Consider the following 21,978-nt stretch of genomic DNA (forward strand, 5'->3'; position numbering starts at 1 on the left):
GCGGGTGGCGTTCCTACATCGCGTCGGCGGGCAGGCGGGCCAGGCCGAGCTGATCGCAGCGCCGCACCAGCGGCGCGAGAAGACGGTCCGCCTCGGCCGCCCGGCCCGCTCGCCGCAGGGTCGCGCCGCGCAGCAGGCCCGCGCGCACCGCGGCCAGCGGCCTGCGTTCGGCGTCGATCCCGGCCAGGAGGGTTTCCGCGCGTTCGACCGCGAGCTGGTGGCGGTCGGTGGCGGCCAGCAACCGGATCGCGGAGTCCTCGTCGGTTTCGTCGATGGCCGTGGCGATTCCGTCCTCGCGCCGGATCGTGCGCGGGCGGGTGATCTCCGCGACCACCGCGGGCTCGAGGACGACACCGAGCCGCACCTGTTCATTGCGGATACGGGCGGCCAGGCGGGGCAGCCCCAGTCGTTCGGCGTGGGCCAAGCCTTCGTCGAGCAGGCCGAGCGCGCCGTCCCGGTCGCCGCGCAGCGCGCGAACCCGGGCTCCGGTGGCGTAGGTGGCCAGCATGAAGTCGACCCCGCCGCCCCCTTCGGTGGACAGTTCCCTGCTCTGTTCGAGGAGTTCGGCGGCGGTGTCCGGATCGCCTGTCTCGTATCGCAAAGCGCCGAGTAGCGCACCGGCCAGACGGGTGGCGTGCGCGGCAGGCCCCATCGTCGACCGCGCGGTGTCGTACGCGGTCGTGAGCAGGTCCTCGGCGCCGGTGACATCGAGTTGCTCCCAGGCCGCGAGCCCGGCGTAGCAGCGCCCGTAGACCGACAGGAACGGACCGCTCTGCTCGTGATACGGCGCCGCCCACAGCTGCCGGCGGCGGGCCTTGTCGTAGTCGAAACGGTGGATCGCCACGTAAGTGGCGATATTGGCCGCCACGCCGGGAATGCGCGGAGAGAAGTCGTCCGGACGGGCCAGCGCGTCGCCGATCAGGCCGTCCAGCTCCGAGATCCGGTCGGCGAACATCTCGCCGACGCTGATCGCCACGTCGGCCTCGGTGCGCATCTCGGTGCGATTCGGCTCGGCGGGCGCGGCCGCGACCAGCGCGGTCTCGAAGCGGGCGAGCGAGGCCGCGGTGGCCGTGGGACGCCGCAGCACCAGATCGATCCAGACGCCGAACAGCTGGATCCGCGGTCTGGTCCGGCACACCGCGGCGGGCAGCTTGGCCAGAATGCCTTGCAGCATCATCATTCTCGAGCGTTCCAGCAGGTACCCCGCGCCCTCCTCGACCAGGTCGACCGCCCGCTCCGGATCGTCGGCCGCCAGCGCGTGCTCGACCGCGTCGTTGAGCAGGTGCTGCCGGGCGAACCATGTCGCGGCTTTCTGCCGCAGCGGCGCGATTTCGGTCGGCCGGTCCTTGGCCAGGCGGCGACACAGGTAGCCGGCGAACAGCTGGTGGTAGCGATACCAGTCGTGGTCCGGCCCCGTCGGCAGCAGGAACAGCCCGCGGTCGGCGAGGTCGGCGAGCAGCGCGGCGGCGTCGGCGCGGCCGGTGAGCGCGGTCGCCAGGCCACCGCAGATCCGCTCGCAGATCGAGGTCGTCATGAGGAAGTCGAGCGTGTCGGGATCCAGTGTGTCGAGCACGTTCTCGGCGAGGAAGGCGCCGATATCGGGGTGCAGCGCGAGGCTGTCGAGCAGGTGCTCGGGTGCCTCGCCCGCGCGCAGCGACAGCACGGTCAGCTGCAGCGCCGCGATCCAGCCGTCGGTGGCGCCGGCCAGCGCGGCGACCTCCTCGGCCGTCAGCCGCACGCCACCGGCCTCGGCCAGGAAGGCACGCACCTCGTCGGCGTCGAAACGCAGGGTGGCGGCGTCGATCTCGGCCAGTTCGCCGTGGATACGCAACCTGCTCAGTGGCAGTTCGAGCCGCGCGGTGCTGGTGACGACCAGCGGCAGATGGTGGCAGCCGTGCTCGAGCAGGAACCGCACGGCCGCCACCGAGGCCGTGCCGGTGACCCGCTGCCAGTCGTCGAGGATCAGTGTCACCCGCCGGTCGCGGGTGTGCAGTCCGTCGACGAGCGCGGTGAGCACGGCGCGGGTGGGATCGTCGGGGTCGGCTTCCAGCAGCCGGTCGAGCTCGTCGGCGAGGTCGGGGACGGCGGGCCGCAGGGCTTCGGCCAGGTGGGTGAGAAACCAGGCGACGTTGTCGTCGTCCTCGTCCAGCGTGAGCCACGCGACGGCCGCGCCGTGCTCGATCAGTTCGTCGTGCCACTGCGCGGCCAGCGTGGTCTTGCCGAATCCGCTGGGCGCGTGGATGGCGGTGAGCCGGGTGCCTTCGCTCGTGCGCAAGTGCTCGAGCAGACGCTTCCTGGCGAGGGTGGCGCGGGCGGGAGTCGGCGGGCGGTACTTGGTGGCGGGTGTCGGTGGGGCGGTGGTTCGTTCGTGCACGCGCGGCGCCGCGACCGGCGCCGTCGCCGGACGCACCGTGCTCGGAATCCGCAGGATGTCGACCTCGCCGCCGGTGCTGCGCTGGGCTTCGCGCAGTTCCGCGCCGAACGCGGCGGCGCTGTCGGGCCGATCGGCGGGATCTGGGGCCATCGCGTGCTCGATGACAGCCCTGACCTCCTCGGGCACATCCTGATCGGTGAGATCGGGTCCCGGCTGCGCGGATACCCGCAGGAACTGCGACAGCACCTGCTCACCGACGCGCCGCTCGTAGGCGACATGGCCGGTGAGGGCGCAGAACAGGGTGGCGCCGAGACCGTAGACATCGGCGGCGGTGGTCGCCTGCGCGCCGCGCAGCACCTCCGGCGCGGCGAAAGCGGGCGAGCCCGTGACGACGCCGGTGGTCGTGTGGAATCCGCCCTGGATCCGGGCGATCCCGAAATCGGTGAGCTCGGGCTCGTTGTAGTCGCTGAGCAGGATGTTGGACGGTTTCACGTCGCGGTGCAGGATGCCCGCCCGATGCGCGGTCTCGAGCGCGCCCGCCATCTTCACGCCCAGCCGCAGCGTCGCCGCCCAGTCGAGCGGGCCGACGGCATGGATGCGCTGCTCGAGCGAGCCCCGCGCGTGATACGGCATCACCAGATACGGGTGCCCACCGTGCGTGGTGCCCGCCTGGAACACCGCGACGATGTGCGGATGGCCGGACAGCCTGCCCATCGCCTGCTGCTCGCGCACGAACCGTTGCAGCCCGTCGGGGTCGAGTTCGGCGGTGAGGACCTTGACGGCGACCACCCGATCCAGATCGGGCTGGGCGCACCGGTACACCACGCCGAAACCGCCGCGCCCGATCTCCTCGGCGTCCTCGAAGCCCTCGGCGGCGAGTTCCGCCGCGATGCCCGAGGCCGAGCTGCGCTGAGTCGGCAGGTTGTCGGCCATCTCGGCTCGATTCGGTCACGGCGTGTCGGCGGTGCGCTGGTGCGCTCGCCTCTACCGAGGATAGCGCCGAAACTGTCGGTGTTCGACGACGTCAGGCGCGTTTCGGGCATCCCTGGACCACGCGTCGCCGGGTCGTGCTGCGGACACCGCCGAGCACGACGCATAATGCACAACATGTCGAACGACACCGACCGACGCCCGCCGATCTCGACGACGCGAGACCTGCCACCGCGGGCGAACTCGCAGCGTCAGCAGCTCTCCGATGACGTCGCCGACTACGTCCGGGAGCTGATCATCTCCGGACGGGTTCGATCGGGCGAGTTCCTGCGCGCTGAGCCCATAGCCGAGGCGGTCGGCGTGAGCAACACGCCGGTGCGAGAAGGTCTGCTGCTCCTCAGCGGTGAGGGGTTCGTCGAACTGGTGCCCCGGCGCGGATTCATGGTCTCGGCCTTCAGCGCGCGCGATGTGCGGGATCTGTTCTGGGCGCAGGCCACGCTGGCCGGCGAGCTGGCAGCGCGCGCGGCGAAATCCATCTCCCCGCGCGACCTCGCCCGCCTGGCCGACATCGTGGGTGAACACGAAAAGGCGGTCGCCGATGGCGCCGAGGCCGACCGCACCGTAGCCCTGCGCGACGAATTCCACCGCACGATCGTGTCGGCCGCCGAATCGCGTCGGCTCGCGTTACTGCTCGGCTCGATCGCCAAGCAACTGCCGAGCCGGTTCCACCGCGACACCGACGACTCGCTGGACTTCCTACCGGCGATGCTCGAGGCGCTGCGGAAGGGGCGTGCGAAGACGGCGAGCAGCCTGATGCGCGACCACATCATGTCGGGAGCCGACGCGCTGATCGCGACGCTGGAGCAGCAGGACCGACTTCCTGCGGAGAAATCCACCGCCCGGTGAAAGGAATCCGGAGCGTGATGCGGGTAGTCGACTACGCGTGAGGTCACCGAGCCCGGCGACGACGATGGCGGGCACATCCATCGCACCGCCGGCCCCGGGAAGTGATCGCCATGACTGCCATCCACACACCGACGACAGCCGTGAGTCCGGCGAGCGATGCCGTACCCCGGACCGGCTACATGCCGGGATTCCTGGCCACCAGGATCGAGGTGCCCGCACTCGACGCCGAGATCGCCGCCGACGCGGTGCGCCTCGACGGCTCCGCGGTCATCCCGTACACCCACTTCTCGCTGGTATTGAGCGCTTCGCGGCGCTTCGCCCGCTGGGTGGGGTGGAATATCGACGGCGCGTCGATGAAGCGGATCGACCGGACCGGCATCGAGTTCGTCAAGGACGCCCGGCTGCCCGCTCAGGCGCAAGTGGGAAACGAGCTCTACCAACGCAATCGGCTCGATCGCGGGCATCTGGCGCGACGCGCGGATCTGCTGTGGGGGAGCATGTCCGAAGCCGAGCAGGCCAATGTCGACTCGTTCTTCTACACCAACATCACGCCGCAGATGGACGACTTCAATCAGAGCAGCCGCAACGGTGTATGGGGCAGGCTCGAGGACGCCGTGTTCGCCGACGTCGACATCGACGACCTGAAGGTGAGCGTGTTCGGCGGACCGGTGTTCGCCGCCGACGATCGCGTGCACCGTGGCGTGGCGCTGCCGCGCGAGTACTGGAAGGTGATCTGCTTCGTCGAGGACGGTCGGCTGACGTGCCGGGCCTTCCTGCTGACCCAGCGTCTCGACCACCTCGAAGCCCTCGAACTCGACGAATTCCGCGTCTTCCAGGTGTCGGTGACCGAGCTCGAGCAGCGCACCCGGCTCCGCTTCCCGGACGCCGTGCGAGCCGCCGACACCCTGGCGCTCACCGAGTCGGCCGGACCGCGTGTGCCGCTGACCACCACCGCCGACATCACCTGGTGAAGGCAGCGCCGCGCCCGCTTCTACGATGGGGCGATGGTTGGTGCTGTCCTGTCGTTCACCCTCGCCGCGGTCGTACTCGTCCTGCTGCCGGGGCCGGACACGCTGGTCGTCGTGCGCAGTCTCGTCCGGGGCGGGCGCCGGGCCGGGATCCGCACGGCCGCGGGCGTGCTGTGCGGGCTGACGGTGTGGGTCGTCGCGGCGGTGCTCGGGCTGTCCGCGCTGTTGCGCGCCAGTGAGGTCGGCTACGAGGCGCTGAAGATCGTCGGCGCCTGCTATCTGGTGTGGATCGGCGTGCAGTCGCTGAAGGCGCTGCGCAGACCGATCGACGCGGAAATCCTCGATCCGTCGGGGTCGACGGCGCCGCCGCTGGACCGGGTGGGCAATTTCGGCGCCGGCTTGCTGACCGACATCCTGAATCCGAAGATCGGCGTGCTGTTCGTCAGCTTCCTGCCCGGATTCGTCCCCGACGGCTACTCCCCGGTGTGGACGACCTTGGGCCTTGGCGCGGTGTACATCGCGCTGACCGCGCTGTACTGCGCCGCGCTCATCGTCGCCGCCGGCTCGATCTCGACCTGGATGCGGACCGCGCGCGTCCGCCGCCGCATCGATGCGCTCTTCGGGCTGGTGCTGGTCGGGTTCGGCGTCCGCCTGGCGACCGAATCCTGATCCCGTTCAGACGATTCGTTCGTCCGGCTGGGTCTGCGTCTGCGGCGGATCGCGTTGCAGCTCCAGCCAATAGCTGAGCACGACCACGGCGTATCCCGACACCAGCGAGCCCACGGCCAGAGCGCAGAGCCCGCCGATGAGGGCCAGCAGTGTCACCACTTCTGTCCCGGCTCGGCCGACCCGCCGCGCCGATCCCCGCGCAGCCGATCCGTTCGCGCACGCTTGGCGGCATCGGCCAAGTCGGCGATATCGAAAGCCAGTGAGCGTCCCTCCCGGACGAGATCGCGACCCGAATCGGCGGCCGCGCGCCGGGCTTCCCGCTGATGGACGGCCACCGCGGCACCCACCTCGCGCGCGAACTCACGCAAGGCTGCCAGATCCTGCGTCGCCATCTCGACCCACCCGCCTACTACCGTTGACACCAGCAACCTCATCGTCGCCACCCCGCCGGACTATTGAGTGAACAGTTGTGCACTGACATCACCACGTTATCCGGTAACGGGGGTACCGGCAAGTGTAGGACTCCGCAAACGCCGCAGTCCCGCTGCCGGGCACCGCGACTGCGTCTTCGAGACGGCATCAGGGCCCGGTCGCGACGGGCGGGCAGCACCGGCTTCGGCCCGACCGTCCCGAAGCGGTTCTAGGGTGAGGCATGGTCGAGTCGGATCCGGCGGCATGGCGCGACACCGTGCTGGTGCCGCCGCCGTGGACGCCCCTGCTGGTCGCCGCCCGCTGGTGGGTGCGCTACGGGCCGGGCGTGGCGGTCAAACGTCGACTGCTGCGTGAATGGCTCGACGTCGGCCTGCGTCAGCACCCGCGCGTGGCCAGAACCGTACGGACCCGCCATGGTCGGCGTTTCCACATCCCGACGACGCTGGACTTCGTCGCCCGCGCGATCTACCTGCACGGCTGCTGGGAACCGGTGGTCACGGCGGTCATCGCGTCCCGGCTGCGGCCCGGCGACACGATGATCGACCTCGGCGCGGCCGGCGGCTGGCACACGGTGCCGGCCGCCCACCTCGTCGGGCCGAGCGGATCGGTCGTCGCCGTGGAGCCCGCGCCCGCGGCACAGGAGCAGCTGCGCGCGAATCTGGCGCTCAACCGCTGCGACAACGTCCGCGTCGCCGCCGTGGCGATCGCCGCCGAATCCGCACCCGTGCGGCTGTACGTGCCCGATCGGGGCAACGCGGGCGCGACGACCACGATCCGGCCCGGCAGTCACATCGCCGAGATCGTCGTCCCCGGTGCGCCGTTGGCCGACATCGTGAGTCCGCGTGAGCTGGCCCGGGCGCGAATCATCAAGATCGACGTCGAGGGCGCCGAAGGTATCGTGCTGACCGACCTGGCCGCGCTGATCCCGCGACTGCGGGCCGACTGCGAGATCCTCGTCGAGCTGACGCCGCGCTGGCTCGCCGGTACCGGCCACACCGTCGAACACCTGCTGGAACCGTTCACCGGCAACGGATTCCGGGTCTACCGGATACCCAACTCCTACGCGCCGCAGGACGCGCCGGTGTTGCTGCGACGGCCGCCGCCGCTCACGCCGTCGACCGGAGCGCTCGACGGCCAGACCGACCTGCTGCTCTCCCGAGCCGGGCCGGACCCATCGACGATGCCGCTCAGGGCATTTCGACGGTTTCGGCCCTGGCGACTTCGTTGATGGCGCGCAGCACCGACTGCTGGGCGGGCACCCGCGCGGTCGTGGCCAGATAATCGATCAGCAGAATCGCCGCGGGCCGGGGATCGGTCGGCGGACGGTCCTCGCCCTCGTCGATGCCCAGCGCACCGGTCAGCGCGCTGACGACCGCGGCCGCGTCCAGCCGAGGCAGCCAGACCACCGACCGTCGCACCACCGCCTCGAGGACGTCGCGCACGTGGTCACCGGTGAGACCGTCCGGATGCGCGATCTCGAGCAGTTCCCGCACGATCGCCGCCAGCACCACGTCGACCTGATCGGACGGCAACTCGGCGAGATCGCCGATGGCGGAAGTGAATCCCGGCTCGTCGGCGGCCTGCGCCGCCAGCAGGGCCGCCTCGATCGCGGTCGCGATCTTGCGGGCCGGTGCGGGCCACTCGGTCGGCCACATGGCGCGGGTTCTCCTCACGGATCGGCGCGCACCTGCGTGCGCGAGCGGGTGCCAGCCTAGCGAGGGCGGGTGACAGAACCGCGGGGTCCCGTGCGACCCGCCGTGATCGGTTATCCTGGAGGCGATCTCAGGAAGGCTTCACATGCCCATCAGATTCCGTCAGCGCAAGTCGTTCGGCCCGCTGAAATTCAACTTCACCGAATCCGGTCTGTCCTCGTGGAGCATCAAGATCGGCCCCTGGACCTGGAACTCGCGCACCCGGAAGAACAGCGTCGACCTGCCGGGTCCGCTGAGCTGGCGCCAGCGCTGACCGAACCACGTCGTCAGCCTGCCAGCGGTGTCTGCTCGCTGACGATGTGGGTCATGATGGCCACCGCGTGGGTGAGGACGGAGATGTCCTCGTCGGAGAGCTTGGACAGCTGCTCGGTCAGCCATTCCTCGCGGGCCTGAGCCTCGTCGGAGAGCAGGGCGAGGCCGGATTGTGAAGCGGCGATGATGATCTGGCGCCCGTCGGTCGGGTGCGGGGATCGTTCGACCAGGTTCATATCCGTGAGGGACGCGATGACACGAGTCATCGACGGAGGCTGCACGCATTCCCGGCCCGCCAGCGTTCCCGGTGTCATCGCGCCTTCTCTGGCCAGCGTGGACAACGCCGAGAGCTGCGTCAGGGAGATGTGCGGATCGGCGCGCCGGCCGCGCAGGCGCCGGGCGAGCCGCACGGTGGACAGGGAGAGATCACCGGCGAGAGCGCGGGTGTCCGGCAGAGGCGTGGTCATACCCATGAACTTTACGAACAAAATGGCCTCGACGGCTACCGATCGGCAGGGACCGGGGGCCGGATCCCCCGGAACCACCGCCTGGGACGAGGGTGCTCAGCTCGCGGCCGGGCCGTAGTCGAGGTGGATGACGCCGTTGTCGTAGACGTCGGTCGACAGCAGCGCGAGGGGGGTCTGCTCGCCGTCGACCCAGAACCTCTCGCCGGTGCCCAGCGCGATGGGGTACACGAACAGGTGCAGGTGGTCGACGAGGCCGTCGCGCAGCAGCGCGCGGACCAGGGTGCCGCTGCCGCTGATGTAGATGGTGCCCTCGGTCTCGTCCTTGAGCTTGCGGATCGCGTCGACGTCGTAGGCGCCGAGGCGGACGCTGTTGGCCCACTGCTCCTTCGGCTCCTGCGACCCGACGATGTACTTGGTGGTCTCGTTGAAGAATGGGGCGCCCGGGTCGTCCTCGACCGTGCGCGTCGACCAGGCGGGGGCGAACATCTCGAAGGTCTTGCGGCCGAGCAGGATCGCGGTGGCGTCGCCGGTGATCGCGCCGAGGGTTTCGCCCATCTTCGGATCGAATCCGTAGGCGACGGTGAACGACGGATCGTCGTACATGCCGTCGAGAGCGATGAATTCGTGTACTGCGATGGTGCCCATGATGATGTCCCTTCGGTGGTTTTCGTCAGCGGTGTCTCGCTGTCGAAAACTACCGTGCCGGGACCGCCTTACGGTTTGTTTACGGTGGCGCGCGGGCGCACCGAAACCGTGCTCGGCAGTGCGCGGGACCCCCGGACAGAACAGTCCCCGGTAGCGTTGATCCGACACCATGAACCTCAGTCGTCGCTGACTGCCCTGGTCGTCCGATCTGCTTGCCGGGGGCCTGGCCGGAGCCTGGAAAATCGTCGCCACTGTCGACGGACGTCTCCGCTCGGCCGTGCGGCTCTTTTCCGGTTTTCCGGTATATGTCCAGTGTTCTCCGGATTTCGCCGGTGTCAATACCTGCGCCTACCCGAATACGACGGAAAATGGGCATTGTGCCGGCGGTGGGCGTGGAGGACAGTGGGTATGTCCGGTGGTGCCCACCGGGGCGCCGCCTTTACCCAGGTAGGAGGTGGCTCGTGTACGCACGCTCCAGCACAATCGCGGCCCAGCCGTCGTCGATCGACGGCGGGATCGCATACCTCCGCAACGACATCATGCGGAATCTGCCCGAAGTCCAGGGCTGGGTCGGTCTGTCGCTGATGGTGGACAGGGCGACAGGACGCTGTATCGCGACGACCGCGTGGGAATCCGAGGAGTTGATGCAGGCCAGCAGGCCACACGTCCAGATGCTGCGGGACGGCTTGGCCCAGGCGCTGAACGGACCGGTGGAGAAGGTCGAGGAATGGGAAGTGGCGGTCATGCACCGCGACCACCTGGCCGGCCCGAACGCGTGCACGCGGTGCACGTGGGTGCAGGTCGACCCGTCCGCTGTCGACGGCGCGATCGAGACGTTCAAGGCGCAACTGCTGCCGGAGTTCGAGAAGCTCGACGGCTTCCGTAGCGCCAGCCTGTTCGTCGACCGGGCCACCGGCCGCGGCGTCGGCTCGACGGTGTGGGCGAGTCGCGAGGAACTGGACAGCAGCCGTGAGCACGCGGACCGGATCAGGGCGATGGCGACCCGGGTCACGGGTGCTCAGATCGTCGACGTAGCCGAGTTCCGGCTGGGATTCGCGCATCTGCGCGTGCCCGAGATGGTGTGATCCCCGACCATCACACGTCGCGCCCGTACGGTGGACGGCATGGGCGAACGTGTGGTGGTCATCGGCGGCGACGCGACAGGGATGGCCGCCGCGTCGCAGGCCCGCAGGCTGCGTGATGCTGACGACCTCGAGATCGTGGTGTTCGAGAAGGGACACCATTGCTCGTATTCGGCGTGCGGCATCCCCTATTGGGTGAGCGGGGACGTCGACGCCGCCGACGATCTGATCGCCCGCACACCCGCCGAGCACCGTGATCGCGGGATCGACCTGCGCCTGCGGACCGAGGTGCTCGACATCGATCCGGCCGGTCGCCGGGTGTGCGCGCGTGATCTCGGCACCGGCGCACAGTCCTGGACCGACTACGACAAGCTCGTCCTGGCGACCGGCGCGACACCGGTGCGGCCGCCACTGCCCGGCATCGATGCCGACGGCGTGTACGGCGTGCAGACCCTCGACGACGGGCAGGCCCTGATCGACGGGCTGGCGGCGGCCCCGGGGCGCGAAGCGGTGGTCGTCGGCGCCGGGTACATCGGTGTGGAGATGGCCGAGGCGCTGGTCACCCGCGGATTCCGGGTCACCATGGTGACCCGGGGCGCCGAACCGATGTCCTCGCTCGACCCCGACATGGGCGCACTGGTCCGGAAAGCCATGGAGGGGATGGGAATTCGGGTCGTGCCGGACGCCGAGGTGACGGGTCTGCCGACCGGCGCGGACGGCCGGGTCCGCGCGGTGACGACCGCCGACACCGAGTATCCGGCCGACGTGGTGGTCCTCGGGATCGGCGTGCGCCCGGCCACCGACCTGGCCCGGCGCGCCGGGCTGCCGCTGGGCGAGTCCGGCGGCCTGCTCACCGACCTCGCCCAGCGTGTGCGCGGGCACGACGAGATCTGGGCTGGTGGAGACTGTGTCGAGGTGTTCGACCTGGTCTCGGGCGCTCTGCGCTACGTGCCGCTGGGCACGTACGCCAACAAACACGGCCAGGTCATCGGCTCGGGCGTGGGCGGCGGCTACGCCACGTTCCCCGGCGTCGTCGGCACCGCGATCAGCCGGGTGTGCGATCTGGAGGTGGCGCGCACCGGCCTGCGGGAGAAGGACGCCGTGCGCGCGGGTCTGCAATTCCACCCCGTCACCATCGAATCCACCGGCCGCGCAGGCTATTTCCCCGGCGCCGCGCCCATGACGGTGAAGATGCTCGCCGAACGCCGCACCGGCCGGCTGCTCGGCGTCCAGATCGTCGGTCGCGACGGCGCCGCGAAACGCATCGATACCGCGGCCGTCGCGCTCACCGCGCGGATGACGGTGGAGCAGGTGATCTCGCTCGATCTCGGCTACGCGCCACCGTTCTCGCCGGTCTGGGACCCGATCCTGGTCGCCGCGCGCGCCGCGGCCCGCGCGGTGGTGCGCGGCGAGTAGTGCCTCAGCCGGAGCGGGTCGCCAGGTAGATCAGCAGGCTCAGTCCCAGGGCGAGGGCGCCGAGAATGCCGCCGACCAGCGTGTCGGCTCGATTGGTCGCCTCGCCGCGCTCGATGCGGTCCCACCCGAAGAACGCCGCCGTCACCGCGGCCACGGCGGTCGGAGCCGCCAGGAATTCGCCGGCGAACGGGATGAACGAGAGCACGAAGGCGACGATGCCGAGCACCAGCGCCGACAGCCCCACGCCGTTGCGCGGGGGCGGCGAGACCTCGGGGTCGGGCATGCCACGAGGCTAGCCGGTCTCGGCCGTCGGCGCGTCCCACCGACGGCCGGTCGCGCGTCAGGAGAACACGGCCACCAGGAAGTCCGCGTCGTCGGTGAACGGGCGCAGATCCCAGGTCGACAGCAGCAGATCGACGGTGAGCCCGGCGGATTCGGCATCGGCCAGGAATTCGGAGAACTCGTAGCCGCGGTCCGCGCCGAAACCGATGACCACCCGGCCGCCCGGCCCGCGATGCCGGGCGAAGGCGGTCAGCACCGCCGACCGCGTCGAGGGGGCGAGGAAGGTCATCACATTGCCCGCGCACACGATCACGTCGAAGTCGCGGGTCGGCAGATCCAGTTCGGCGAGGTCACCGACCAGCCAGGTCGGGCCCGGATGATCCGCTCTGGCCGCCTCGATGAGAACCGGATCACCGTCGACGCCGACCACGGTGTGCCCGGCCTCGTGCAGGTAGCCACCGATGCGGCCCGCCCCACAGCCGGCGTCGAGCACCCGCCGGCCGCGCCCGAGCATCGCGTCGATCAGGCGCGCCTCACCGACGATATCCTCGCCCGCGGCGGCGAGGGAGCGGAAGCGCTCCACATACCAGGTCGAATGCGCCGGGTCGGCGGCGGTGAGCTCATCCCAGCGGCTGGGGGTGCGCTTGCTCGGCGACGCGCTCATGCTCGGATCCTCCTCGGGTCGACCCGATCGACCCTAGCCGGTGATGCTCATCGGCTCGGCTCCGGCAGCTGGCATGAGGCGATCCGGGGATTGGCGCCCAGATAGTTGAGCGGGCCCGCGAGCACGGTGACGCCGATCGTGCCCAGGCCACCGCAGTCGGTGGGCGGGTTCGCGAAGTACTGGCGCTGTGCCGCCGCCAGCAGCCCGAGCCCGAACCAGACCAGCATCAGCGTCGACAGGACGAACTTGGCGATCTGGTGCGACGGCCGAGCGTGGATCTCTCGAACTTCGCGAATCTCTCGATTGCGGCGATTCCGGCGACCGTTCATCGTCATCGCGTCCTTCCCGTTTCCGAGTAGCTCGCTGATACCCCCTGCGAACAGGGCCGATCCTGTGGAACCACCGACACGCGCGACGCTCAGTGCTATCAACAGTGCAGCCCGGCGCGCGGACAGTCAACCGTTATGCCGGTGTCGCGACCGAGGGAACCGGCCGATGCGGAAAAGCGGTGGTCAAATCCCACGACTCGGCGTGCTTGTGGGACAGAATGTCGCCATGCGGACATTTGCCGGGATGTTGCACGCTGTTGTCGCCGGAGTTCTGGTCGTCGCCGCTGGTCACGGGGTCGCGGGTGCCGCGCCGTCCGGCAGCGCCGCCCTCGATCAGCTGCCCTGGACGGTCGGTCCGGAGGGCGTCCAAGCCACCGGGGCGGCGCTGGCCGACGGCCTCACCGGCACGGTGGTGTGGTCGCGCAACGCGCACACCCCGGTCCCGATCGCCAGCATCACGAAGGTGATGACGGCCATCGTCGTGATCGCGGGCAACGATCTCGAGCGACCGGTGACGGTGCCGAACGAGGTGGTCGGGTACTGCGCCGAGCACAACGGGAGCACCGCGGGCCTGGCGCCCGGCGAGGTGCTCACCGCCCGGCAGCTGCTGTACGGGCTGATGCTGCCGTCCGGCTGCGACGCCGCCTACGCCGTCGCCGAGTCGTTCGGCCCCGGCCAGGACGCGTTCATCGCCAAGATGAACGACACCGCGCGCCTGTTGGGCCTGGCGGGAACACAATTCACCGATCCCAGCGGCCTGCCGAACCCCACCGACGACTCCACCCATTCGACACCGGTGGACCTGGTCGCGATGGGCGTGCGCGCGATGAGCCTGCCGGTTTTCCGCGAGATCGTCGCCGCCCGTGACTATTTCGTGCCCGCCGGACCGGGGAACCGTGAACACCGCTGGGAGACGACGAACCGGCTGCTGCGGGAGTACCCCGGCACCATCGGCATCAAGACCGGCAGCACCAACGCCGCTGGGCACTGCCTGCTGTTCGAGACGGTCCGGGCGGGCATCCCGGTGATCGGCGTGGTGCTGCACAGCTCGGCGCACAGCAGCGCCGCCGCCAAGGAAGACGCCGAACGGCTGCTGAACTGGGCCTACGACCCGATCATGCGCGTCCTGCAACCGGCCTGACGGCGACAGCGCGCCGATGTCGGTCGGCATTCCTACACTGGCCGGCGTGACGCTCACTCCCGCCGATCTCCTCGGCTACACCGAACGCGACCTCGACGGCGATCTCGCCCGGTGGTTCCCGGCTGCCGAACCCGTCGTCATCCCGGCCGAAACCCGTTCGGTCGCACCGTTTCTCGATCGGCTCGCCCCCGCCGACGCGGCCGCGCTCGCGGCCTTCGACCGCCGGGTCCGCTCCGGTCGGCTGCCGCAGTTCCTCGACATCTTCGACTGGTCCTACGCCTTCGACTTCGCCGGCAACGACTGCGGCATCCTCGACGCGGACTACACCACCGAGCTGACCGACGACGACGTGTTCTCGATCGGCGCGGACGGCGGCGGCAACCTCTACGTCGTGCTCGCCACCGGCCAGATCGCGGTGTGGTTCCACGAGGAGGAAGTGCTCGAGGGCGGCACCCGCTTCGACAACCTCGACGTCTTCCTCTGGTCGTATCTGCGCTATCGGGCGGTGCGCGCGGGCGCACTCGCGCGCGCCGACGTCGAGGCCGACTTCACCGCGCTCGGCCAGGACGGCGCCCTCGCGCCGGACCTGGGGTTGCTGGCCATGATGGGGTAGCCCGGCGCGCTCAGCGGTGCGGGGCGCCCGCGGTGAAGGCGTTGTAGAGCACGCTGAGGTCGAGCGTCTCGGCCGGGTGCGTCCGCGGCTGGGCCGTGCGGTCGATCTGCCGGTGCAGCGCCTCCATCTTCTCGTCGAGCTGGGTCGCCACCTCGGCGGCCTGGGCGAGGTCGCTGCGCAGGTTCGGCGGCACCTCACCCCGGTACTTGTAGTAGATCTTGTGCTCGAGGCTGGCCCAGAAATCCATCGCGATGGTCCGGATCTGGATCTCCACCGGCACCCGCTGGGTGCGGTCGGAGCGGAACACCGGGATCGAGACGATCAGATGCAGGCTCTGGTAGCCGTTCGGCTTGCGATGGGTGATGTAGTCGCGCTCCTCGAGGACGGTGATGTCCTCCTGACCGGCCAGCATGTCCCGGATCGTGCCGATATCGGAGATGAAACTGCACACCACCCGCACACCGGCGATATCGAGCACGTTCTCCCGGATCGCGGCCAGGTTCATCGCGTAGTTCTTGCGCTGCACCTTCTCCAGCACGCTCTCGGGCGACTTGAGTCGCGAGCCGACGTGCTCGATCGGGTTGTACTCGTGGGTGTTGTTGAAGTCCTCGCGCAAGATGTTGATCTTGGTGGTGATCTCGTCGATCGCGAACTTGTAGCCGAGCATGAAGTCGACGAACTGCTCGCGCAGGACTCGGATGTCTTCGACGGTGGCGCGCTCCCCGTTCCCGGGCGGGCCGTCGTCGGCGTTGAGGTCGAGCTGCCAGGGTTTCATCGCCCTCCATTGTGCCTGCTCCCCAGGGGTTGGTCCGCGGGGTGAGGTGGGTCACGGGCCGCTGGGCCCGTCCCCGGTGCGTGCCGGGCAACGCTGCGCACCTCGGCGGGGACACTCGGTGCGATCCTCGGTCTCGTGCACTGGCTGCTCTACCGGCGGCTCGGCGTCGCCACCGGCCTCGGCCGCACCGCCCGCCGTGCGCTCGCCGTCGGGCTGGTGCTCCTGTGGATTCCCCCGGTCGTCGCGGTCGGCGCGGGGAACGCGTATTCGCCGCAGCCGATCCGGCCGATCGTGTGGTGGGGCGAGGTCTGGCTCGCGGTGATCTTCTACCTGCTGATCGGGCTGGCCGTGCTCGGCGTGGTGTTCGCGGTGGCCCGGTTGCTGGAGTTCCGGCACCGTCGCGGGCTGATCCAGGTGGCCTCGGGCGTGCTGGTCGTGGCTTCCCTCGGGACGGTCGCCTACGGCGTCACCGAGGCGAACGACCTGCGGGTGCTCGAGACCGACCTGTCCTTCGCCGAGCTGCCGCGCGCGGCCGACGGGCCCCGATATCGATCCGCTCGCGGGGCTGCGCGCGAAGAGCGGGAAGTTCGTCGTCGCGGGTAATCACGAAGGGTACGTGGACCGTCCGGACAACTGGCTCGACTACTACGACGCCCTCGGTCTCACCACCCTGCGCAACAGATGCTCATCGCCCACCAGCCCCTGCAGGGCGCCGGGGCGAGTGAGCGCGGGGTCGACCTGCAACTGTCGGGACACACCCACGGTGGTCAGATGTGGCCGCTGAGGTATCCGGTCGGCTGGATCAACGGCACCGTCGCCGGTGCGAGCCGCATCGGCGACCTGCAGCTGTACACCACGCGCGGTATCGGCGCGTGGGGCCCGCCGGTCTGCGTCGGCGCGCCGCCCGACATCACCGTGGTGACGTTGCGGGCCCGCTGAGGAACGCTCAGCCGTGACGCCGGAAGTCCGGCAGTTGCCAGCTGCCGTCGAAGGCCGGCCCGTCGGGGCCGTAGATGCGGAAGTAGGTGAACCAGCCTGTGCCCGGCACGGTTTGGATCCAGCGATCGGTGGGCGTGTTCGGTGGCGGGGTCGGCCCGAAGTACAGGGTCAGGGGCGCGGTCGTGTCTACATCGGCGAGTTCGTACAGGGAGCGCAGCACGGGCCGGTTCTGCGGGCTCCGCAGTTGGCTGCGCGTGCGCGCGTCGTAGGCGGTGATCGACCAGGACAGTGTCGCCGGAACCGGTTGCGCGACGGTGAGACTGTAGTAGCCCGCGCCCTCGAGGTAGGCCCCCGCGGAGTCGCGCAGGCCGAGCCAGTACAGCGAGCCGGCGCCGGGACTGCGCGCGAGCATCGCCGGTGACACGATCTGGGCCTGGTAGAACCACTTCCCGCGCGCGTACAGGTCGGTGTAGCCCGCGGCGTCGAACGTGCCGTTCGCCGGGCGCAGGACAGCCCATTCCCACCGGCTGTCGGGCCACACCTGCTTGTCCGGTCGACGATCGGCGAACGATTGCACGCACAGGTGCAGATGACCCCGGCGGGCCGCGTCGGTGAGGATGGCCGTCATCCGCCGGTCGGGGGCGAACGGGGCGCCGCGCAGAATGCCGAGCGCCGCGAGTTCGCCGTACTGGTAGTGAAAGTCGGGATTGGGCGGCTCGGAGTTCAGGATCTCGTGCAGGACTCGCCAGTAGTCGAGGGTCTCCTCCCACCGCACCGGCGAGAAGTCCAGCCCCTTCTGCTCCGAAAGATCCACCCACTCCAGGGGATTCGACTCGGCGTCGGCATCCAGCGGGTATACCCGCACCTGCTTCACGAGCTCGATCGCGGGGTCGACCTCGGTGCCGTGCGGCAGTGCGCGCACGAGCACGAGCACCCGGTTGGTCGTCGCGGTGCCGGTGAAACAGCCGTCCGGTATCGGCCCGTCGTAGCCGGGCGGCAGCAGCAGATGTCTGCCGCCCTCGGCGCCCGCCGGTCCGGGCAGCCCCAGATCGAGTACCCACCGCTGGTTGAGGTCGTTCGCGGTGCCCATGAGCGTGCCCGGCGGCACGTCGACGACCATCGGTCCGTCCGACAGGTCGATGGTGAGTCCGGCGTACGGCGTATCGGAATCGGCGGTGAAGGCGAACTGATCCGGGGTGCCGACCAGCAGCGCCATCACCCGGTTCGGCACCGCCCCCGCCGCGAGATACTCGCGCCACGTGGCCTCCAGCGAGACGGTGGGGAAGAAGAACCGATACATCGCCAGCGCCCGGTGGTAGTCCAGTTCGTCGTAGGCGCGGCGGACAGCGTCCGGGCTGGGATAGCCGCCACGAATGTACTGCGGTGCAGTCATGCCCGACCTCTTTCGTCGACAGCATCGGCCCCTCGTCGCCGACGTTAGGCAGGCGCGCACCAGCACGCTTCACCCGAAACGGATGAACCACGCGCTCCGGTGCCGCTGGGCTCGCCTCGCCTGTCGGCCGATTCGCGCGGTCACTCCGGCCCGCCGGCCGGTTGCCGAGCCGTTGTCGCGCCGTATCGGGCGGCGATGGCGGTGGCGCGCTCACGTAGCGAAGCACGTAACGACAACGGGGCCAGCGCCTCCGCGTCGGTGCCGAGCTGCCACAGCGCCCATTCGGCGTGCCGCGAGTCCTGGAAGGTCACCTCCAGCCGCAGCCCGTCGCCGTCGGGCTCTTCGGAACGGACGGCCAGCGCGGTGCGCACCAGTTCCTCTCTGCGCGCCGCGTGTACCCGGACCAGCACGGCGATCTGGTCACCGCCGGTGCGGAACCGGGTGCTGCGTTCCTGCCAGGCCCGGTCCAGATCGACCCGGTCCGGTCGCTGTGCCGGTTCGGGCAACTCCTGGGCCGCGAGCACCCGCGAGAGCCGGTAGGTGCGGTCCGCGCCGGACCTGGTGGCCAGGAGATAGGCCTGGTCACGCACGATCACGATGCCGATCGGGTCCACCGTCCGCCAGGTCGGCGCCCGGTCGACCGCCGCGTAGTGGATGCGCAGCTTGTGGCCGGCGAACACCGCGCGGCGGACCTCGGCCGAGATGTCGCCGGGGACCTCGTCGTCGACCAGCCGACGCGACAGCAGATCGGTCTCCGGATCGATGAGCAGGCGCTCGGCCACCTCGGCGGCGGTATCACGGTAGGTGTCCGGCAGTGCGTCGACAACTTTGAGCATGGCCGAGGCCAGCGCCGAGCCGAGACCGAAAGCCTGTGTGCCGCGCCGTGATCCGGCGACGAGCAGGGCCAGCGCCTCCTCGTGGTTCAGCCCGATGAGCTCGGTCCGGAAGCCGGGAAGCAGGGCGAAACCGCCGTGTCTCCCGCGTTCGGCGTAGACCGGGACGCCCGCGGACGACAGCGCCTCGATATCGCGCAGCACGGTGCGGGTGGACACCTCGAGCTCGTCGGCGAGCTCGGTCGCGGTCAGGCGACCGCGCTGGCGCAGCAACAACACCAGCGACACCAACCGGTCTGCGCGCACCCGAAAACCCTACCGAATACACGACACAGGATGTCGTGATTGCTTGCGAGGGTTACCACCACGGCGGCACGGACATCGGTCATCGGACCGAGGGCGCCGGTACTTCGACGAATCGAATGGAGCTGAAGTGGTACTGGAACGAACTGCGGTCAACCCGGTGACTTGGTCGGTGGCTATGGGATTCAACCAGGGCGAACTCGTCGCCGGGCACACCCGGACCCTGTACTGCTCCGGGCAGACGGCGATGAGCGGCGACGGCACGCCGCGGCACGACGGCGATATGGCCGCGCAGCTGGCGCTGAGCCTCGACAATCTGGCGGCCGTGCTCGCCGAGGCGGGCATGTCACTGGCGAATCTGATCCGCCTCAACGTCTACACGACCGATGTCGACGTGCTGTTGCAGCACTACGGCGTGCTGGCGGCCCGGCTGGGCGCGGCCGCGGTGGCACCGGCCACCACGATGCTCGGCGTGACCCGCCTGGCGATTCCCGGCCAGCTGGTCGAACTCGAGGGAACCGCCGTGGACTGAGCGCTCGCGTCAGGCGACGCGGCGGGACGGGTGTTCCAGCACCTCCGCGAGCGGACGGCGCGGGCTCGGGGAGACCGGGGGCGCGGTGTGGTGCATCCGGCCGACCCGGACCACGACCTGGGGGTGCGCGCAGTCGTGCAACAGGGTGCGGCGGATGGTGTCACGGAGTTCGGGGATGCCCAGCGGCTCGGATTGGATGCAAGTCGACAGGCCCATGCTGGTGGCGCCCAGCAGCAGGGCACTGGTCGCCTTGCCCGCTCGGAGCTGGGCCCGGCGGTCGTCGGTCGCGGTGCAGATCACGACCCAGCCGGCATGGTCGGGGCCCTCGCCGGGGTCGTCGATGCCGGGGTCGCGGAAGGCGCGCAGCGGGATGGCGTCGGTCCGCCGCGGCAGCACCGTCGTGTGCGAGGGCACGCCGTCGTCGTGACCGGTGTGCCCGCTCCAGGACGCGAGTTCGCGGAGATAGGCCGCGTCGGTGCGGTGCCGTGCCGCCGCGGCTCGCATCGGCTCGGCCAGCAGGGGGAGCATCTGTTCGGGGATATTCCGGGCGACCGCCCCGAATTCGACAACCGAGGAGGACAACGCGCGCAAGGCGCCCGCCGGGATCGGTAGCGGCGCGAATCGGCGACGTTCGGATTTCCGCAGCAGAATCGCGGCGGCGAGCTGAATATCGGAATCGGCGGGCGGCCGCGGCGACACGGTCACCCGTGCCAGATGGGTCGGATCATCCGGGTCGGGTAGGAATTCGGGACTCGCCGACCACCCGGTGACGGCGAGCGCGACGCGCAAATGATGGAGGGCCGCGCCACAACTGACGACCATGGCATGCCCGTCGGGGTCTTCCACCGGCAACTGCCGGTCGGAATCGCTGAACAGGTCGATCCGCCCGTCGCCGACCTGCCAGCGCCAGGGCTGGGTGTTGTGCACCGACGGCGCCTTCACCGCGAGCTCCAGGGCGGCGGTCATCGTATCCACATCGAATATCAACGGTGTCATTTCACGATCCCTCCTGACGGGATTGCGGCACGCGTTTGTCATTCGCTCGTCCAGACGCCGTAATCGACCATAAGTCGACCCCACCGAATAAGCGAACCCATAACGTTTCAAATACCCTGAAATTGCTCCGCGCTCGCTCGGCCACCTATCGAGCTGACCGGGGAGATCGTCACCGGGGTTATCGGTTCCGTAACGAAAACAATGGATGCCCTGTGTCGGACGTCTCGCCGTCGAATTGATCAGGGGAGGTCGGCGAAGTGGACATCGTGGGCAACGGCGGTGGCGTGGAGGCCGTCGGCGGCGGGCTGGATGGCGGTGAGGCGGGCGCCGAGGGGGAGTTGCTGGAGGGGGACGACGAAGGTGAGGGTGCTGCGCAACAGGGAGAGGGGGACGGTGGGGCCGCCGAGGGTGGAGCGGACCGAGACCGGGGTGACTTCGATGCCACTGTCGGTGGGCGCGACGGTGACGAAGACCGTCGCGGGCACCGACAAGCCCGCGACCGGGAAGGTGCCGGTGACACGCAGTCCCTCGGGGCTGTGGGAGATCGACTCCACACCCGCGGGAGCGAAGCCCTGGACGACGTCGTAGGGGACCACGGCCGTCGCGGTCGCCGTGGCGGCGACGAGGTTCGAGGTGCGGTTGCCGAGCACGTCGGCCAGCGGGGCGGAGACGTCGGCGAGGGCGACATCGAGATCGTGGACGGACAGGTCCTGGCCGCGCCAGTCGCCGACGCGGATGTCGATGTCGCGGTAGGTGCCGTCGATGGCCTGGGTCAAGAACGGAACACCCCTGATCTCGACTTCGGGTGACTGGGCGAGGTCGTACTCGGCGGCGATCGCGCGGCCGATCTCGTTCTGCGCCAACACGACTGCGACCCGGTCGCCGACGACCAGTCCGATCCCCAGGACGACGATCAGTATCAGCAACGCGCGCATACGCTCACCCTCTCGGCCATCCCACCATCATGCTGTGGATCGGGCCCGAGTGCGGGCAGGGGGACGCCGAAAAGGGGGAACCGCTAGCTGGCTCGGACGGTCACCACGGTGTCGGTACTGGGGAATTCGATCACCCGGAGCCGACCGTTGACCAAGTCGATCGTGTCGGCGATCACCCGTCCGGCGTGATGGGCGCCACCGACGAAGCTGGTGCTGATCACCCGGAAGCTGCGGCGCGGAGTGAGGACGACATCGCCTGTAGTCAGCAGTCCGGCCGAGGTGGCGGCGCCGGGGCAACTCTCGATCGTGTTCTTGCGGCGCTGGCCGCCGAGCAAACCTAACACTGTGTGTCTCCAGTTGTGTCCATCGCGAAAACCCGCGTCCCGCCGC

General features: G+C 69.7%; 27 protein-coding genes. 12 read left to right on the plus strand and 15 right to left on the minus strand.

What is annotated here, in order from left to right:
* Positions 1-13 precede the first annotated feature (13 nt).
* Entirely contained in the window at positions 14-3,307 is a 3,294-nt protein-coding gene (locus Q7X29_RS13145; protein WP_316574208.1) for a protein kinase domain-containing protein, read from the minus strand.
* A 174-nt stretch (positions 3,308-3,481) separates the two neighbouring features.
* Here Q7X29_RS13145 and Q7X29_RS13150 point away from each other — a divergent pair, with 174 nt between their 5' ends.
* The 3 genes from Q7X29_RS13150 to Q7X29_RS13160 all read left to right on the plus strand — a co-directional run bounded on the left by Q7X29_RS13150 (position 3,482) and on the right by Q7X29_RS13160 (position 5,847).
* Positions 3,482-4,210, plus strand: coding sequence for a GntR family transcriptional regulator (locus Q7X29_RS13150; RefSeq protein ID WP_218721032.1), 729 nt, complete (start codon positions 3,482-3,484; stop codon positions 4,208-4,210).
* 110 nt (positions 4,211-4,320) lie between these two features.
* Positions 4,321-5,181, plus strand: a complete 861-nt coding sequence (locus Q7X29_RS13155; RefSeq protein WP_316574209.1) for a DNA/RNA non-specific endonuclease — start codon at positions 4,321-4,323, stop codon at positions 5,179-5,181.
* Positions 5,182-5,214: 33 nt separating this feature from the next.
* Entirely contained in the window at positions 5,215-5,847 is a 633-nt protein-coding gene (locus tag Q7X29_RS13160; RefSeq protein WP_316574210.1) for a LysE family translocator, read from the plus strand.
* Between the two features lie 6 nt (positions 5,848-5,853).
* On the opposite strand, the gene Q7X29_RS13165 is transcribed toward Q7X29_RS13160, so the two are convergent.
* Complete coding sequence (locus tag Q7X29_RS13165; RefSeq protein WP_316574211.1) at positions 5,854-6,003, minus strand: hypothetical protein; 150 nt, start codon at positions 6,001-6,003, stop codon at positions 5,854-5,856.
* Positions 6,000-6,269, minus strand: a complete 270-nt coding sequence (locus Q7X29_RS13170; RefSeq protein ID WP_218721036.1) for a hypothetical protein — start codon at positions 6,267-6,269, stop codon at positions 6,000-6,002. Before Q7X29_RS13170 ends, Q7X29_RS13165 begins: the two co-directional genes overlap by 4 nt.
* Positions 6,270-6,499: 230 nt before the next feature.
* Between Q7X29_RS13170 and Q7X29_RS13175 the strand changes: the two genes are divergently transcribed.
* On the plus strand, positions 6,500-7,507 hold the full coding sequence (locus Q7X29_RS13175) for an FkbM family methyltransferase (RefSeq protein ID WP_316574212.1): 1,008 nt from the start codon (positions 6,500-6,502) through the stop codon (positions 7,505-7,507).
* On the opposite strand, the gene Q7X29_RS13180 is transcribed toward Q7X29_RS13175, so the two are convergent.
* On the minus strand, positions 7,467-7,952 hold the full coding sequence (locus tag Q7X29_RS13180; protein ID WP_316574213.1) for a hypothetical protein: 486 nt from the start codon (positions 7,950-7,952) through the stop codon (positions 7,467-7,469). The two genes, Q7X29_RS13175 and Q7X29_RS13180, sit on opposite strands and share 41 nt — an antisense overlap.
* Before the next feature lie 124 nt (positions 7,953-8,076).
* On the opposite strand from Q7X29_RS13180, the gene Q7X29_RS13185 reads away from it, so the two are divergent.
* Complete coding sequence (locus tag Q7X29_RS13185) at positions 8,077-8,244, plus strand: DUF4236 domain-containing protein (protein WP_218721039.1); 168 nt, start codon at positions 8,077-8,079, stop codon at positions 8,242-8,244.
* Between the two features lie 13 nt (positions 8,245-8,257).
* Here Q7X29_RS13185 and Q7X29_RS13190 read toward each other — a convergent pair whose 3' ends face one another.
* Positions 8,258-8,710, minus strand: coding sequence for a MarR family transcriptional regulator (locus Q7X29_RS13190; protein ID WP_218721040.1), 453 nt, complete (start codon positions 8,708-8,710; stop codon positions 8,258-8,260).
* A gap of 96 nt (positions 8,711-8,806) precedes the next feature.
* A complete protein-coding gene (locus tag Q7X29_RS13195) occupies positions 8,807-9,355 on the minus strand; it encodes a dihydrofolate reductase family protein (protein WP_218721041.1) in 549 nt (182 codons plus the stop codon).
* A gap of 461 nt (positions 9,356-9,816) precedes the next feature.
* Here Q7X29_RS13195 and Q7X29_RS13200 point away from each other — a divergent pair, with 461 nt between their 5' ends.
* Together Q7X29_RS13200 and Q7X29_RS13205 are read left to right on the plus strand one after the other, a co-directional pair.
* Complete coding sequence (locus tag Q7X29_RS13200) at positions 9,817-10,440, plus strand: hypothetical protein (protein ID WP_218721042.1); 624 nt, start codon at positions 9,817-9,819, stop codon at positions 10,438-10,440.
* A gap of 39 nt (positions 10,441-10,479) precedes the next feature.
* The gene (locus tag Q7X29_RS13205) at positions 10,480-11,853 is read left to right on the plus strand and encodes an FAD-dependent oxidoreductase (RefSeq protein ID WP_316574214.1); all 1,374 of its coding nucleotides are present in this window, start codon (positions 10,480-10,482) and stop codon (positions 11,851-11,853) included.
* 4 nt (positions 11,854-11,857) lie between these two features.
* On the opposite strand, the gene Q7X29_RS13210 is transcribed toward Q7X29_RS13205, so the two are convergent.
* The 3 genes from Q7X29_RS13210 to Q7X29_RS33045 are packed head-to-tail and all read right to left on the minus strand — an operon-like array spanning position 11,858 to position 13,134.
* A complete protein-coding gene (locus Q7X29_RS13210) occupies positions 11,858-12,136 on the minus strand; it encodes a hypothetical protein (RefSeq protein ID WP_218721044.1) in 279 nt (92 codons plus the stop codon).
* Between the two features lie 57 nt (positions 12,137-12,193).
* Positions 12,194-12,799, minus strand: a complete 606-nt coding sequence (locus Q7X29_RS13215) for a class I SAM-dependent methyltransferase (protein WP_316574215.1) — start codon at positions 12,797-12,799, stop codon at positions 12,194-12,196.
* A gap of 47 nt (positions 12,800-12,846) precedes the next feature.
* The gene (locus tag Q7X29_RS33045; protein WP_374104909.1) at positions 12,847-13,134 is read right to left on the minus strand and encodes a hypothetical protein; all 288 of its coding nucleotides are present in this window, start codon (positions 13,132-13,134) and stop codon (positions 12,847-12,849) included.
* Positions 13,135-13,354: 220 nt separating this feature from the next.
* On the opposite strand from Q7X29_RS33045, the gene Q7X29_RS13225 reads away from it, so the two are divergent.
* Together Q7X29_RS13225 and Q7X29_RS13230 are read left to right on the plus strand one after the other, a co-directional pair.
* Positions 13,355-14,269 (plus strand): D-alanyl-D-alanine carboxypeptidase family protein, encoded by a 915-nt coding sequence (locus Q7X29_RS13225; protein ID WP_316574216.1) that lies wholly within the window; start codon positions 13,355-13,357, stop codon positions 14,267-14,269.
* A 46-nt stretch (positions 14,270-14,315) separates the two neighbouring features.
* Positions 14,316-14,882 (plus strand): hypothetical protein, encoded by a 567-nt coding sequence (locus Q7X29_RS13230; RefSeq protein ID WP_316574217.1) that lies wholly within the window; start codon positions 14,316-14,318, stop codon positions 14,880-14,882.
* Positions 14,883-14,892: 10 nt separating this feature from the next.
* On the opposite strand, the gene Q7X29_RS13235 is transcribed toward Q7X29_RS13230, so the two are convergent.
* Positions 14,893-15,657, minus strand: a complete 765-nt coding sequence (locus Q7X29_RS13235) for a GTP pyrophosphokinase (RefSeq protein WP_316574218.1) — start codon at positions 15,655-15,657, stop codon at positions 14,893-14,895.
* 135 nt (positions 15,658-15,792) lie between these two features.
* Here Q7X29_RS13235 and Q7X29_RS13240 point away from each other — a divergent pair, with 135 nt between their 5' ends.
* Positions 15,793-16,260: a hypothetical protein gene (locus Q7X29_RS13240; RefSeq protein WP_316574219.1), complete on the plus strand. Its 468-nt coding sequence runs from the start codon at positions 15,793-15,795 to the stop codon at positions 16,258-16,260.
* A 78-nt stretch (positions 16,261-16,338) separates the two neighbouring features.
* Positions 16,339-16,596, plus strand: a complete 258-nt coding sequence (locus tag Q7X29_RS13245) for a hypothetical protein (protein ID WP_316574220.1) — start codon at positions 16,339-16,341, stop codon at positions 16,594-16,596.
* 7 nt (positions 16,597-16,603) lie between these two features.
* Here Q7X29_RS13245 and Q7X29_RS13250 read toward each other — a convergent pair whose 3' ends face one another.
* Both Q7X29_RS13250 and Q7X29_RS13255 read right to left on the minus strand, forming a co-directional pair.
* Positions 16,604-17,989, minus strand: a complete 1,386-nt coding sequence (locus tag Q7X29_RS13250) for a DUF1254 domain-containing protein (protein WP_316574221.1) — start codon at positions 17,987-17,989, stop codon at positions 16,604-16,606.
* A 140-nt stretch (positions 17,990-18,129) separates the two neighbouring features.
* Positions 18,130-19,128: a helix-turn-helix transcriptional regulator gene (locus Q7X29_RS13255; protein ID WP_316574222.1), complete on the minus strand. Its 999-nt coding sequence runs from the start codon at positions 19,126-19,128 to the stop codon at positions 18,130-18,132.
* Positions 19,129-19,261: 133 nt separating this feature from the next.
* On the opposite strand from Q7X29_RS13255, the gene Q7X29_RS13260 reads away from it, so the two are divergent.
* Entirely contained in the window at positions 19,262-19,657 is a 396-nt protein-coding gene (locus Q7X29_RS13260) for a RidA family protein (RefSeq protein WP_316574271.1), read from the plus strand.
* 9 nt (positions 19,658-19,666) lie between these two features.
* Here Q7X29_RS13260 and Q7X29_RS13265 read toward each other — a convergent pair whose 3' ends face one another.
* The 3 genes from Q7X29_RS13265 to Q7X29_RS13275 form a co-directional block, all read right to left on the minus strand.
* Positions 19,667-20,653 (minus strand): Acg family FMN-binding oxidoreductase, encoded by a 987-nt coding sequence (locus Q7X29_RS13265; protein WP_316574223.1) that lies wholly within the window; start codon positions 20,651-20,653, stop codon positions 19,667-19,669.
* A 239-nt stretch (positions 20,654-20,892) separates the two neighbouring features.
* Entirely contained in the window at positions 20,893-21,588 is a 696-nt protein-coding gene (locus tag Q7X29_RS13270; RefSeq protein WP_316574224.1) for an LmeA family phospholipid-binding protein, read from the minus strand.
* 83 nt (positions 21,589-21,671) lie between these two features.
* Positions 21,672-21,932, minus strand: a complete 261-nt coding sequence (locus Q7X29_RS13275; protein ID WP_316574225.1) for a hypothetical protein — start codon at positions 21,930-21,932, stop codon at positions 21,672-21,674.
* Positions 21,933-21,978: the final 46 nt, after the last annotated feature.

Origin of the sequence: Nocardia canadensis, assembly GCF_032656385.1 — a bacterium.
GTDB classification, from domain to species: Bacteria; Actinomycetota; Actinomycetes; order Mycobacteriales; family Mycobacteriaceae; genus Nocardia; species Nocardia canadensis.